This is a genomic window from Tardiphaga sp., from assembly GCF_044340795.1.
Taxonomy (GTDB): Bacteria; Pseudomonadota; Alphaproteobacteria; order Rhizobiales; family Xanthobacteraceae; genus Tardiphaga.
Window position 1 is genome coordinate 1 of the sequence record NZ_JBIISY010000167.1, and the last position, 13,582, is coordinate 13,582.

15 protein-coding genes are annotated in these 13,582 nt (G+C 62.9%); 12 read left to right on the top strand and 3 right to left on the bottom strand.

Annotation, left to right across the window (positions count from 1 at the left end):
* The 7 genes from ACIQ17_RS22840 to ACIQ17_RS22870 form a co-directional block, all read left to right on the top strand.
* Window positions 1–751: branched-chain amino acid ABC transporter permease LivH (locus tag ACIQ17_RS22840; protein ID WP_398471453.1), on the top strand; the 751-nt coding region annotated here is incomplete at its 5' end.
* Window positions 752–762: 11 nt separating this feature from the next.
* Complete coding sequence (livM, locus tag ACIQ17_RS22845; RefSeq protein ID WP_398471454.1) at window positions 763–2,085, top strand: high-affinity branched-chain amino acid ABC transporter permease LivM; 1,323 nt, start codon at window positions 763–765, stop codon at window positions 2,083–2,085.
* Window positions 2,082–2,909 (top strand): ABC transporter ATP-binding protein, encoded by an 828-nt coding sequence (locus tag ACIQ17_RS22850; RefSeq protein WP_398471455.1) that lies wholly within the window; start codon window positions 2,082–2,084, stop codon window positions 2,907–2,909. Before livM ends, ACIQ17_RS22850 begins: the two co-directional genes overlap by 4 nt.
* A gap of 14 nt (window positions 2,910–2,923) precedes the next feature.
* Window positions 2,924–3,646 (top strand): ABC transporter ATP-binding protein, encoded by a 723-nt coding sequence (locus ACIQ17_RS22855; protein ID WP_398471470.1) that lies wholly within the window; start codon window positions 2,924–2,926, stop codon window positions 3,644–3,646.
* Window positions 3,647–3,827: 181 nt separating this feature from the next.
* Window positions 3,828–4,868, top strand: a complete 1,041-nt coding sequence (locus tag ACIQ17_RS22860; RefSeq protein WP_398471457.1) for a PstS family phosphate ABC transporter substrate-binding protein — start codon at window positions 3,828–3,830, stop codon at window positions 4,866–4,868.
* Window positions 4,865–5,872 (top strand): PstS family phosphate ABC transporter substrate-binding protein, encoded by a 1,008-nt coding sequence (locus ACIQ17_RS22865; protein ID WP_398471458.1) that lies wholly within the window; start codon window positions 4,865–4,867, stop codon window positions 5,870–5,872. Before ACIQ17_RS22860 ends, ACIQ17_RS22865 begins: the two co-directional genes overlap by 4 nt.
* A 214-nt stretch (window positions 5,873–6,086) precedes the next feature.
* A complete protein-coding gene (locus ACIQ17_RS22870) occupies window positions 6,087–7,199 on the top strand; it encodes a branched-chain amino acid ABC transporter substrate-binding protein (protein ID WP_398471460.1) in 1,113 nt (370 codons plus the stop codon).
* Between the two features lie 143 nt (window positions 7,200–7,342).
* Here the strand turns inward: ACIQ17_RS22870 and ACIQ17_RS22875 are convergent, their stop codons facing one another.
* Entirely contained in the window at window positions 7,343–8,077 is a 735-nt protein-coding gene (locus tag ACIQ17_RS22875) for a cytochrome c biogenesis CcdA family protein (protein ID WP_398471462.1), read from the bottom strand.
* Window positions 8,078–8,199: 122 nt separating this feature from the next.
* Here ACIQ17_RS22875 and ACIQ17_RS22880 point away from each other — a divergent pair, with 122 nt between their 5' ends.
* Window positions 8,200–9,198, top strand: a complete 999-nt coding sequence (locus ACIQ17_RS22880) for a P1 family peptidase (RefSeq protein WP_398471463.1) — start codon at window positions 8,200–8,202, stop codon at window positions 9,196–9,198.
* 360 nt (window positions 9,199–9,558) lie between these two features.
* Window positions 9,559–9,852, top strand: a complete 294-nt coding sequence (locus tag ACIQ17_RS22885; RefSeq protein WP_398471464.1) for a hypothetical protein — start codon at window positions 9,559–9,561, stop codon at window positions 9,850–9,852.
* 86 nt (window positions 9,853–9,938) lie between these two features.
* On the opposite strand, the gene ACIQ17_RS22890 is transcribed toward ACIQ17_RS22885, so the two are convergent.
* On the bottom strand, window positions 9,939–11,099 hold the full coding sequence (locus tag ACIQ17_RS22890) for an outer membrane beta-barrel protein (protein WP_398471465.1): 1,161 nt from the start codon (window positions 11,097–11,099) through the stop codon (window positions 9,939–9,941).
* 225 nt (window positions 11,100–11,324) lie between these two features.
* On the opposite strand from ACIQ17_RS22890, the gene ACIQ17_RS22895 reads away from it, so the two are divergent.
* Complete coding sequence (locus ACIQ17_RS22895) at window positions 11,325–11,558, top strand: KTSC domain-containing protein (protein WP_398471472.1); 234 nt, start codon at window positions 11,325–11,327, stop codon at window positions 11,556–11,558.
* Here ACIQ17_RS22895 and ACIQ17_RS22900 read toward each other — a convergent pair.
* On the bottom strand, window positions 11,523–12,239 hold the full coding sequence (locus tag ACIQ17_RS22900; protein ID WP_398471467.1) for an EF-hand domain-containing protein: 717 nt from the start codon (window positions 12,237–12,239) through the stop codon (window positions 11,523–11,525). The genes ACIQ17_RS22895 and ACIQ17_RS22900 overlap by 36 nt on opposite strands.
* Window positions 12,240–12,474: 235 nt before the next feature.
* On the opposite strand from ACIQ17_RS22900, the gene rpe reads away from it, so the two are divergent.
* Window positions 12,475–13,176 carry a ribulose-phosphate 3-epimerase gene (gene rpe / locus ACIQ17_RS22905; protein ID WP_398471468.1) on the top strand — a complete coding sequence of 234 codons (702 nt, stop codon included), beginning with the start codon at window positions 12,475–12,477 and terminating at the stop codon, window positions 13,174–13,176.
* Window positions 13,177–13,229: 53 nt separating this feature from the next.
* On the top strand, window positions 13,230–13,582 hold a 353-nt coding region (locus tag ACIQ17_RS22910), incomplete at its 3' end, for a hypothetical protein (RefSeq protein ID WP_398471469.1).

A 13,582-nucleotide genomic window follows, 5' to 3' on the forward strand; every position in this document is an offset into this window, starting at 1 on the left:
TCTCGTCTCCATCGGGCTCACGGCCGTCCCGCTGATCCTGCTGGTCGTGCTGCTGGTGGCGATGGCCATCACATCGCTCTATGGCTGGACCATCGAGCGCATCGCCTATCGCCCCCTACGCCACTCCTTCCGCCTCGCGCCGATGTTGTCGGCCATCGGCATGTCCTTCGTGCTGACGAACTTCTCGCAGGTCGCCCAGGGCGCGCGCGTGAAGCCGGTGCCGCCGATCATCACCGGTGGCTACACGCTGCATGAAGGCGTCGATGGTTTCTCCATCCGCGTCTCCAACATCCAGATCATCGTCGTGATCACCACCGTCGTGCTGCTGGCGCTGTTCACCTATCTCGTCGCCCGCACCCGCCTCGGCCGCGACATGCGCGCCTGCGAGCAGGACCAGAAGATGGCGTCGCTGCTCGGCGTCGATGTCGATCGCACCATCTCCTTCACCTTCGTGATAGGTGCCGCGCTCGCCGCCGTCGCCGGCATGATGTATCTGCTCTATTACGGCCTGGTGGATTTCTTCATGGGCTTCGTTGCCGGCATCAAGGCGTTCACCGCTGCCGTGCTGGGCGGCATCGGCTCGCTGCCCGGTGCCATGCTCGGAGGATTGCTGATCGGCTTGATCGAGACGCTGTGGTCGGCCTATTTCTCCACCGAATACAAGGACGTCGCCGCCTTCTCGATCCTGATCGTGGTGCTGATCTTCATGCCGACCGGCCTGCTCGGCCGTCCCGAAGTCGAAAAAGTCTGACGGGAAACGGCGTGGCAACGGCATCGACATCCAGCAAAATCACCCGCGGCCTCGACGTCGCATTCATCTTCAAGAAGGCCGTGATCTCCGCGCTGGTCGCGCTGGTGCTGTTCTCGCTGATGATCGGCGTGCGGACCGAAGCCGGCTCCGACGGTCAGCTCACTTACTGGACCCGCTTCGGCGATCTCGCCGCCATGGTCGCCACCGTGTTCGGCGGCAGTATCCTGATCGAGCTGCTGCGCGCCTGGTGGGGACCGGTGGAGACGGTGCGCGTGATGCCGCCATCCGCGACCAGGGCGCTGTCTTTCGCCGGCCGCGCGCTGGTGCCTGTTCTGCTGATCTTCGCCTTCCTCGTCCCGGTGATCTTTTACAACGAGCGCTACATCCTCGATCTCGGCATCCTCGTGCTGACTTATGTGATGCTCGGCTGGGGTCTCAATATCGTCGTCGGCCTCGCCGGCCTGCTCGATCTCGGCTATGTCGCCTTCTATGCCGTCGGCGCCTATTCCTACGCGCTGCTGGCGACCACCTTCGGCTGGTCGTTCTGGATGTGCCTCCCGCTGGCCGGCATCCTCGCAGCCTTCTTCGGCATCCTGCTGGGCTTTCCGGTGCTGCGGCTGCGCGGCGACTATCTCGCCATCGTCACATTGGCCTTCGGCGAGATCATCCGCCTGGTGCTGCTAAACTGGCAATCGCTCACCGGCGGCCCCAATGGCATTTCGGGCATCCCGCGCCCGACCATGTTCGGCATTCCGCTGACGCCCGGCGATGATGGCCTCGCGGCGATGCTCGGCATCGAATTCTCGCCGACCCATCGCATCGTCTTCCTGTTCTACCTGATCCTCGTACTGGCGCTGATCACCAACTGGGCCACCATCCGCCTGCGCCGCCTGCCCATCGGCCGCGCCTGGGAAGCGCTGCGCGAGGACGAAGTCGCGTGCCGCGCCCTCGGCATCAACACCACGACGACAAAACTCACCGCCTTTGCCATCGGCGCCATGTTCGGCGGCTTCGCCGGCGCCTTCTTCGCCACGCGGCAGGGCTTCATCAGCCCGGAGTCTTTCACCTTCCATGAGTCGGCACTGGTGCTGGCCATCGTCGTGCTCGGCGGCATGGGCTCGCAGCTCGGTGTCGCGCTCGCGGCGGTCGCGCTGATCGGCGGCTTCGAGCTGTTCCGCGGGCTCGAACATTTCCGCATGCTGGTGTTCGGCATGGCGATGGTGCTGTTGATGATCTGGCGCCCGCGCGGCCTGATCGGCCACCGCGCGCCGACCGTCTATCTGGAACGCAATCAGGCGATCTCCTCCGACCTCGTGAAGGAGGGCGCGGGATGATCAACGACATTCTCAGCGTCGAAAACCTGACCATGCGCTTCGGCGGCATCGTCGCCGTCAATGAGCTTTCGTTCACCGCCGAGCGCGGCAAGATCACCGCCCTGATCGGCCCGAACGGCGCCGGCAAGACCACGGTGTTCAACTGCATCACCGGCTTCTACAAGCCGACGTCGGGTATCATCCGGCTGCGCCATACGGACAGCGAATGGCAGCTCGAGACGCTCAACGACTTTCGCATCTCGAAGGTGGCAAAGGTTGCGCGCACCTTCCAGAACATCCGCCTGTTTCCCGGCATGACCGCGCTGGAAAACCTGATGGTGGCCCAGCACAACGCGCTGATGCGTGCGTCGGGCTATACGTTTCTCGGGCTGTTCGGCGTGCCATCCTTCCGCGCGGCGGAGAACGCCGCGATCGATCTCGCACGTTACTGGCTCGACCAGATCGGCCTGTTGCCTCGCGCCGATGACGCTGCGGGCAACCTGCCCTATGGCGACCAGCGCCGCCTCGAAATCGTGCGCGCCATGTGTACCGAGCCCGCCCTGCTCTGCCTCGACGAGCCGGCCGCCGGCCTCAATGCGAAGGAAAGCGGCGAGCTCAATGATCTCCTGCTGCGCATTCGCGGCGAGCACGGCACCTCGATCCTGCTGATCGAGCACGACATGTCGGTGGTGATGGAAATCTCCGATCACATCAACGTGCTGGATTACGGCGTGAAGATCGCCCATGGCACGCCGCAGGAAATTCGCGATGATCCGAAGGTCATCGCCGCCTATCTCGGCGCCGACGAGGAAGAAGCGATTGCGGTGATGGAGGGCGAGACGTGAGCGCCGCCACCCCCATGCTCGCCATCACCGGCCTGCGCGCGTCCTATGGCAAGATCGAAGCACTTAAAGGCGTCGACCTTGCCATCCAGCGCGGCGAGATCGTTGCATTGATCGGCGCCAATGGCGCCGGCAAATCGACGCTGATGATGACCATCTTCGGCAAGCCCCGCGCCCGCTCGGGGAGCGTCATCTATGACGGCAAGGATATCACCGCCTTGCCGACGCACGAGATCGCACGCATGCGCATCGCGCAATCGCCGGAAGGCCGCCGCATTTTTCCGCGCATGAGCGTTGCGGAAAACCTGCAGATGGGCGCCGATGTCAACGAGATGACGCCGGCCGAACACAGCGAAAGCCTCGACAAGGTGCTGACGCTGTTTCCGCGCCTGAAGGAACGCATGACCCAGCGCGGCGGCACGCTGTCCGGCGGCGAGCAGCAGATGCTGGCCATTGGCCGCGCTCTGATGAGTCGCCCCCGCCTGCTGCTGCTGGACGAGCCCTCGCTCGGCCTCGCGCCGCTGATCGCCAAGCAGATTTTCGATGCCATCCGCGTGCTTAACAAGCAGGACGGCCTCACGGTGCTGATCGTGGAGCAGAACGCCAACCACGCGCTGCGGCTTGCGCATCGCGGCTATGTGATGGTCAATGGCCTGATCACGCTGTCAGGCACCGGTGCTGAATTGCTCAAGGCGCCGGAGATACGCTCGGCCTATCTCGAAGGCGGACGGCACGGCTGATTGCCTCATCGTCATTGCGAGCCCGTTCGACGAAGCAATCCAGTTCTTGCTTCGTGGCGTGTGGATTGTTTCGTCGCTACGCTCCTCGCAATGACGGTGCCCATGTCTAGAGCGATACTAAATCGCGGCTTGCCAAGCGCTGTATAAGCAGCGCGTCCATAGTCTCGAGCGAGCCCCTTTCATGATCGTCACCACCCGCGCCTGCGCGGCATCACTAGCACTGGTCGTGCTGGCATCTGCCGCACCGGCCATCGCCGAAACCTTCTTCGTTGATCCTGCCCTCCCTGCCTATGCGCCAGGCACTGCCAAGCCTCCCGCCGGCGCTCCCTATGTGAGCGCGGATGGTGCGATCCGGATCGGCGGCGCCGTGCATGCCAAATTCGCCGTCGAGCGCGGCAATGCGCTCTATGCAAAGACGCATCCGGGAGCCAGGCTGGTCGATATCTCTGCCGGTGCGGAAACGGCGATCCCCAATCTCACTTACAACCGCATCCTCGTCGGTTCGATGGGCCGCCCGATCAAGCTGCTGGAAGCCGCCGGCTTCAAGAGTGCCTTCGGCTCCGAGCCCATCGAGATCAAGGTCGCCAATGCCGCCAATGACACGTCGCAGAAACTCGCGACCTCGCTGGCCGTCTATGTTCATCGCGACAATCCGCTGACGCAGCTGACCACAACGCAAGTCGCGAAAATGCTGACCATCGGCAATAACGGCGGCGATTTTTCCCGCTGGGGCCAGCTCGGCCTCACCGGTGACTGGACCAGGCGACTGATCCATCCACTCGGCACGCCGCAATATAGCGGCTTCGGCACGTGGATGATGGCCAATCGGCTCGACGGCAAACCCTACAGTACGCGTTACGAGGAATATTCTTCGACGGATGAATTGCTGAAGCGACTGGAAAACGAGCCCGGCGGCATCACCGTCGCTGCGATCGGGCGCGCGACCGACAAGATCAAGCAGGTTGCGGTGTCCGAAAAACCGGAAGGCCCGTTCATCAAGGGCACCCCCGCCGAGATCCAGGCCAACCAATATCCGTATGGCCGCTATCTGTATTTCTACGCGCGGCGCGAAGCGAACGGGAAGATCGATCCGGTCGCAGCGGATTATCTCAAACTGCTGCTGTCGAAAGAAGGCCAGCAGATTTTTGCCGCCCAGGCCAATGGCTACATTCCCCTCAGCGCTGCCGATGCGGCCGCCGAACGCGCAAAGCTCGACCAATGAAACAGACGCTTTCTCTCCTTGCCGTGCTGATCGCTGTCTCGGGCGCACAGGCACAAGACGCCAAGCCGAACCCCACTGCTCCGAAGGACGCCAGCTATCTGCTCTCCGACGGCCGCATCGCCCTGCATGGTGATGAAGCGCTGGCGCCCGTGATCGATGCGCTGAATGCGAAATTCGCCGAGACTCATCCCGGTGCGAAATTCGCACCTGTGCTCAAAGGATCGGCCACCGCGCTGCCGGCGCTTGCGGCCGGCGCCACAGCAATCGGCTTCGTGGTCGGCGAAGCGACACGACCTGACATTCGCGCCTTCAAGGCCATCAACAAGCATAACGCACTTGCCATCAAGGTCGGCTATGCCGGCTATGGCCCGCGCGCCGGTGGCAAGACGCCGCCGGCGGTCTATGTGCACGGCTCCAATCCGCTCGCAGGCCTGACCATGACCCAGCTTGCCGGCCTGTTCACCTCGGGCTCGCCCGCTGGCGACATCAATACATGGAGCCAGCTCGGCGTCACCGGCGCATGGGGCACCCGTCGCGTTCATCTCTATGGCCAGCGCGATGATGGCGACTTCTCCACAAGCCTGCGGTTGTCGCGTCTCGGCGGCATGCCATTCGCCGGACATTACGAGGGACTGGCGGATGACGCCGCCGTCCTGCAGGCCGTGGCGCAGGATCCCTATGGCATCGCCATCGTCGATTGGATCGCGCAGAAGCCGCAGGACGGTGTCCGCATCGTTCCGCTCGCCAGCGACGCTGGCAAACCGTTTGCGGCGCCAGACAAAACCGAGGTTGCCAAAGGTGCCTATCCGCTGACGCCAGCCATCACGCTGTATGCGGCGCATCCCCCGAAGCAGCCGATGGATCCGCTGGTGAAGGATTATCTCGCTCTGGCGCTGTCCGACGAAGGCCAGGCGATCATCGCGCGCTTCGCGGAGAACGTGACGGGGTTCCTGCCTCTCTCGACGGATGACCTGAAGGCCGAGCGCGCGAAGCTGAAGGATTGACGTCCAAACCGGTCGTGACACTCGCTAACCTCTCCCCGCCCCTCTGCGGGGAGAGGTTAAGAAGAAAACCGGCGGCGAAGTGACGCAGTTGCCCCGGTTGCGTCCCAAAAATTGCCGATGACTTCACGCGAAAATCACCCCACACTCCGGTGTCATCCACCCCGGCCATCGGCCTCGGCCCCACGGCCCCGTTTCGGATCATCGCGAGGATCACATGAAACCCATCAAGCTACTTGGTCTTGCCTTCGCGGCATCGCTGCTGTCATCGGCCGCCTTTGCGCAGGACATCAATGTCGCGGTGGCCGGCCCCATGACGGGCGGCGAATCGGCCTTCGGCCGGCAGATGAAGAACGGTGCTGATCAGGCCGTGGCCGACATCAATGCCGCCGGCGGCGTACTCGGCAAGAAGCTCGCGCTGCAGGTCGGCGACGATGCCTGTGATCCGAAGCAGGCCCGCTCAGTCGCCGAAAAGCTCGCCTCCTCGAAGGTGCCATTCGTCGCCGGGCACTTCTGTTCGTCGTCGTCGATCCCGGCCTCGGAAGCCTATGCCGACAGCAATGTGCTGCAGATCACCCCGGCCTCGACCAATCCGCTCTTCACCGAGCGCAAGCTGACCAATGTGCTGCGCGTCTGCGGCCGTGACGACCAGCAGGGCCTCGTCGCCGCCGACTACATCGCCAAGAATTTCAAGGGCAAGAACGTCGCGATCCTCAACGACAAGACCACCTACGGCAAGGGTCTCGCCGACGAGACCAAGAAGGCGCTGAACAAGGCCGGCGTCACCGAGAAGATGTTCGAGAGCTACAACAAGGGCGACAAGGATTTTAACTCCATCGTCTCGCGCTTGAAGCGCGACAATATCGATCTCGTCTATGTTGGCGGCTACCACCAGGAAGCCGGTCTGATCCTGCGCCAGATGCGCGACCAGGGCCTCAAGACCGTGATGATGGCGGGCGACGCCATGAACGACAAGGAATTCGCCTCCATCACGGGACCTGCCGCGGAAGGCACGCTGTTCACCTTCGGCCCCGATCCGCGCAACAAGCCGACCGCCAAGGCCATCGTCGAGAAGTTCAAGGCCAAGAACATCGATCCGGAAGGCTACACGCTCTACACCTATGCCGCGTTCCAGGTCTGGACCCAGGCCGTGGCCAAGGCGAACTCCACCGACACCAAGAAGGTGATGGAGACCATCAAGGCCGGCGAATGGGACACCGTGCTCGGCAAGATGGCGTTCGATGCCAAGGGCGACATCAAGGCGATCGACTATGTCGTCTACAAGTGGGACGCGAAGGGCAACTACGCGGAGCTCGGCAAGGGAAGCTGAGGCTTCCGGCTCTCCGTGACACTATCTGTCATCCCCGCGAAAGCGGGGATCCAGTAAACACCGCTCTCAATGCGTCTCACCTCCGACGCCGCATACTGGATCGCCCGGTCAAGCCGGGCGATGACAGTGAGAGCGTGTAGCTCTCACCCGAAATTCTGCAACGCGGGAAACGTCTCCAGCAGCCAGATGCTGGCATTCGCGATGCCGCCGGTGAGAAACGCGATGCCGGTGAGGATCATCAGCGCGCCCATCGCGCGCTCCACATGCACGAGGTGCTTCTTCATCCGCGCGAACACGCTGGAGAAGCGCTCGACCATGAAGGCCGCGATCAGGAACGGGATGCCGAGGCCGAGCGAATAGACAGCCAGGAGCCCTGCTCCCTTGGCCACGGTCGCCTCTGCGGCCGCCACCGACAGGATCGCCGCCAGGATCGGGCCGATGCAGGGCGTCCAGCCGAAGGCGAAAGCGAGGCCCATCGCATAGGCGCCCCAGAGGCCCACCGGCTTCGGCATGGCGAGGCGCCCCTCGCGCATCAAGAAACTGATCCGCGTCAGGCCGAGGAAATGCAGGCCCATCAGAATGATCAGCACGCCGGCCACCAGCGAGAGCTGCGCCGCATAGGCGCGCACCAGGCTTCCGATCAGGCTGGCGCTGGCACCGAGGAGGACGAAGACGGTGGAGAAGCCGAGCACGAAGACCAGCGCGGAGATCATCACCGCACGCCGGGAGGCTGCTTCCTGCTCGTCATTGGCCACATGCTCGATGGTCGCGCCGGTGAGATAGATGAGATAAGGCGGCACCAGCGGCAGCACGCAGGGTGACAGAAAGCTGACAATGCCGGCGACCAGCGCCGCGGGGATCGTGACATCCGTGATCATGCGGCTAGATGCACCGCGCGCGCGCCGACATGCAAGCGTGTTAGATCAAGGATGTGGCTGTTGATGCGGTTGTGAACACGCGTGATCGCCAGCGCGGCATGGAATTTGCCGGGAGGAACCGAATGAAGAACCTGCTCACCGATATCGCCGGCGTCCGGGTCGGCCATGCCGACGACAGTGCCCTCGCCTCCGGCGTCACCGCCATCCTGTTCGACAAGCCCGCGGTCGCCTCGGTGGATGTGCGCGGCGGCGGGCCGGGCACGCGGGACAGCAGCCTGCTCGATCCCGTCAATACGGTTGACACCATTCACGGCCTCGCCCTCTCCGGCGGCTCCGCCTTCGGGCTGGAGGCCGGCGGCGGCGTGCAAGCCTGGCTCGCCGAACAGGGTCGCGGCTTCCAGATCGGAAACGCCGTGATCCCCATCGTGCCCGGCGCGATCCTGTTCGATCTCATCAATGGCGGTGACAAGAACTGGGGCCGCTTCCCGCCGTATCGCGATCTCGGCTATGCCGCCGCCGTCAATGCAAGCGACACATTCGCGCTGGGCAGCGTCGGCGCCGGCATGGGCGCCACCACCGTCAACCTCAAGGGCGGCCTCGGCTCCGCCTCCGCCGTGACGCCATCGGGCGTGCGCGTGGCCGCACTCGCCGCGGTGAACGCCGTCGGCAGCGTCACCATGGGCGACAGCGCGCATTTCTGGGCAGTGGCTTTCGAGCAGAATGGCGAGTTCGGCGGCCGGGGTTTTCCGGACAGGATCACCCCGGACATGCATGCGCTCCGCATCAAGGGCGGCCCGGCTGCGAACTCCATCGAGAACACGACGCTCGCCGTCGTCGTCACCGATGCGATCCTCACCAAGGCACAGGCCCAGCGACTCGCCATGATGGCGCAGACCGGCTTCGCCCATGCGATCTATCCCGTTCACGCGCCACTCGACGGCGATATCGTGTTCGCTGCTGCGACGGGCGAAAAGGCCATCGATCCACTGGTGGGGCTCACCGAACTCGGCATGCTCGCCGGCAATGTGATCGCCCGCGCGATCGCGCGTGGCGTCTATGAAGCCACTGCGCTTCCCTTTGCCGGTGCGTTGCCGAGCTGGCGCGACCGCTTTTCGAAATAAACGCCGCGCTGTAGGGCGGATGAGCGCAGCGTAATCCGCCGCGGAGTTTCGATTATGAACTCGGCCGGCGGATTACGGCTCCGCCTCATTCGCCCTACGGCCGGACAGTGATGCCGCAAGCTGCCTCCGTGTCGCCTCACCAATCCCCACCAACAGCATGCAAAACCAGTGGGATCGAGATACGTGTGACACCTCGGGTATACTTGTAGTCGCCAAAGTATTTATCTACCGAACTTCATGTATTCGATCGTATAAAACCGCCTGCTTTAAGGTAAAAATTCCCTTTCGATTGCAGAGCTAAATTGATCGGCGCATCTTCGCACGTGTCCAAACGGGGCACACAACAGTGGAGAGAACGTCATGAAGAAGATCGCTATCCTTGCCATCACCGCCGCCGCTCTGATGAGCGCACCGTCTGCAAACGCCAAGGGCCTCAATGTCGGTCTCGGCCTTGGTGTCGGCGTCAATGCCGGCGGTCTGCTCGGCGGCGTGCTCGGTGGCCGTGGTGGCCTTGGTGTCGGCGCCGGTTTGGGCGTCGGCGTCTCGGGCCTCGGCGGCAAGCACGGCCTGGTTGGCGGCCTGCTGCGCAATGGCCTCCTCGTCAATGTCGGCGCTGGCGTCGGTGTTGGCGGACGTGGCGGGTGCGGCTGCTGATTGACAGCATCACACATGACGGCTGAGGGATCTCACTTGTCCCTCGGCAGCGAACGGGGGTACGCCCCCGTTCGCCCTCCAACCGGCTAGAGTGCCGGCTTGGCAGTTACGTCACCCTTCGGCTTCGTCGCTGTCGGTGCAAAACTCTTCGACAGCGACGACGCGACGATATAGCCCTGCGCCTTCTCGCCATCGAGCAGCGTGCCGGTAACGCGGGTGAGATCGAAGCCGAGCTTGTAGCCACTGCCCATCTCGCGCACCGCGCCGACGCCATAAGTATAAGTCGTCGCCCGGTAGGGTGAGTCGAGATAGACCGAATCCGTATAGCCCGCCGCTGCCGTCAGCGACCACTTGTCGTTGACCTGCCAGCTCCCTCTCGCCGTCAGCAGCGTATCGATCGTGATCGGCGAGATCGGGAATGTCGTCTCGCCCGCGCGCCGCACGGCCGCCAGTTCCAGCGTGAACGGCTTTGGCCGCCAGGTCAGGTTGGCATCGAACAAGGTCGTATTCACATTGGTGAAATCGATGTCGTGCCAGATGCCATAAAGCTGCGACACCGACGCGAACACGCTGAGATCGCCATCCGTATAACGCCCGAACAGGAATGGCTGGATGCGTTCATTGTCGCGGCGATAGCCGAACAGATCGAGTTCTTCCGCATAGCGCCGCATCGACAGATTCAGCGAAACGCCCACCTCGCCTTTGCTGGTGATCACGCTGACGCCGGGAATGATGGTGCCGCGCATCACCTGATGCGGGATTGGCAGGAAATCCTGAAAGATCACATTGGCCTGGTTCAGCCGCGACAAGCCGACCTCGCCGGTGACGAACAGCTTGATCGTGCCCTTGATGCTTTCCAGCTTCACCGCCTGCGCGAGATCCATCGACTTGGTGTTGTAGGTGTCGATCTCTGCGAATGACGTCGTCGAGATCATGCGTAAATCATCGTCGCCCGTGATGCCGCGCAGACCCAGCTTGACCACCAGCGCGGGATCGATGCCCGGTGCGATGTAACGCGTTGCATTGGCCTCGGCTGTCGCATTCCAGGTGATGTCATCCTGCTTGCCAGCGGCGATCAGGCCCACTTCGGTGCCGATGAAGGCGCTGCCGATACTGCCGCTGCCGCGACCTCCGCCGGTAGAGAAAAGCGGATTGCTGTCATAGCCACCGCGCAGCCGCATCGAGGCAAAAAGCTCGTCCTCTGCGCGCGCCGGAGCGCCGAATAGATAACTACCAATAACGGTCATGAATACTATGCTACGCAACATAAGCCACCAGAACTACTTCCAACTACTGGAAAGCCTGACGCGTTAACGTTAGCGAGAAATGAAGTTCCGAATGCCGTTGCCACATATGCGGCAATCCGGCGCAAAGATTTTTGCGCGCGCGCAACCTTCTACCTACCACCTCGCGGGTGCAACGAAATGCGGTGGTATGAGTTTGTGTAGTTGAGCAACGACGCGGTGACCGCCATGCCCTCGACAGCGATTCGCCATCTCAGCTACAGCCCCGCCACGCGGGAAATGCGCGTGACGTTCACGAGCGGACGTCGGTATGCTTATGCGCAGGTGCCACCGGAAGTTCACGCTGCATTCAGCACTGCGCAATCACGCGGCGCATTCTTCAACTACCGCGTCCGCGATCGTTTCGCCTGTCGCGAGCTGGAACGATCAAACGCTGATCGACAGCGGCAACGTCGCGCTTGAGATCAGCTGCGCCTGCTTGGCGATCATCTGCTCGACCGCATTGTAGGATGTTCGCGCGGCTGCTGATGCCGATGATGTCGGCACTGCCGAAGTCGAGGTGACCTTGGAGCCATCGGCATAGCTGATCGACGTGGTGGTGGTGCCATCGGCATTCAGCGTCGTCGAGGTGGTTGAGCCAGCAGTATCAGAGTCGCCACCGCCGCCATGCTGAGGCTTGCTGCCGCCCTTCAGCGCCTTGCCAAGTTCGCTGATATTGACCGAGCCATCGCCGTCCGTATCGAGCTTGGCGAAAACCTTGTCGGCATTGGCGACATTGGTGCCGCCGGCGCCGAGCTTGTCGGCGAATTCCGCCTTGCTGATCGACCCGTTGCCGTCGCCATCGAGCTGGGCAAACAGGCTCTTCAGCGCATCGGACCGCGTCTTCGAGTTCGCCGAAAACTGCGTCTGGCTTTGCGCATCCAAGAGCGAGCTCATGGTCGTGGCCGACAGGTTGGTGAAGAGCGTGCCCTTGGTCGCCGTTGTGCTCGCGCTCGACCCGTCCGTCGTCCGCAGCGCAGCGAGGAATGGCTCCGACTGGACGCCGCTCGTGCCCTTCGAGGACGCGGATGACGACGTCTTCTTCGCGGTCAGCGACTGCAGAAGGTCCATGGCCGATGAGGCAAGTGCTCCGACGCCAATCATCGTCGATCTCCATCCAGGCCGGAATGGCCCAAGGACAACTCAGCAATCCGCGTGCCAGCGAAAAAGTGACGCGAAATCAATGAGCAACGCGCATCCGAGCCGGGTCTGGACCGGGCAATCCCTGCCCGAACGGCAGATTTTGCCGGAACTCCACAGGCCCTGCGGCCCTGCGTTGCCGCGCTCTCACCCGCATGTTAGGCGGAGCCGATCCAACGCCCCTTCAGGAACAACGACCATGTCCCAGAGCTTCGCGCCGCGCCCGCTGGTGATCGCCCCGTCTATTCTGGCGGCAGATTTCGCCAAGCTTGGCGACGAGGTCCGCGCCGTCGACACGGCCGGCGCCGACTGGATGCATCTCGACGTAATGGACGGCCATTTCGTGCCGAACATCTCCTACGGCCCCGACGTCATCAAGGCGCTGCGCCCACACACCAAAAAGATCTTCGATGCGCATCTTATGATCGCGCCGGTCGATCCCTATCTCGAAGCCTTCGCCAAGGCCGGCTGCGACCACATCACCATCCATGCCGAAGCCGGCCCGCATCTGCACCGCTCCCTGCAGGCGATCCGCAATCTCGGCAAGAAGGCCGGCGTCTCCCTCAATCCCGGCACACCGCTGAGCGCGATCGAATATGTGCTCGACCTCGTCGATCTCGTGCTGGTGATGTCGGTGAACCCCGGTTTCGGCGGCCAGGCTTTCATTCCCTCGGCGATCGACAAGGTCACCAATCTGCGCGCCATGCTGGCTGGCCGCCCGATCGATATCGAGGTGGATGGCGGCGTGTCGGCCGCGACGGTCGGCGCACTGGCGGCGGCGGGCGCGAATGCGTTCGTGGCAGGTTCGGCCGTGTTCAAGGGCGGCACGATGGAGAGCTACAAGGCGAATATCGACGGCATTCGCGGCGAGGCGCTGAAGGCACGCGGGGAAATGGTGTAGTCCGCAGACGCGAACTCAGGTCGCCAGTCGCCAGCAAATCCCGTGAGATCACCGTGCATATCCGTCTGCTTTCGTTCCTTGCTCTCTTTCTTTGTCTGACCGCCCCCGCAGCCTTTGCTGCCGCGGTGCCCGTCGATGACCCCGATCGCTTCGCGAGTGACACCTTCGCGCTCATCAGCCAGAGCAAATTCCAAGACGCCGCGCAAAGAATTGCCGAGGCGGCCGGGGACCCCAAATTTGAAAAGAAGATGGCGACTGCGCTGAAGAAAATCGAGGGCAGGAAATTCGACTTCGGCAAGAAGGTCTATGACAAGGACTATAACGGAGCCCTGCGCCAGATCATCTATGTCTCCTACTTCGAAAAGACCGGATTCATCTATTTTCGCTTCACGTATAAAATGACCAG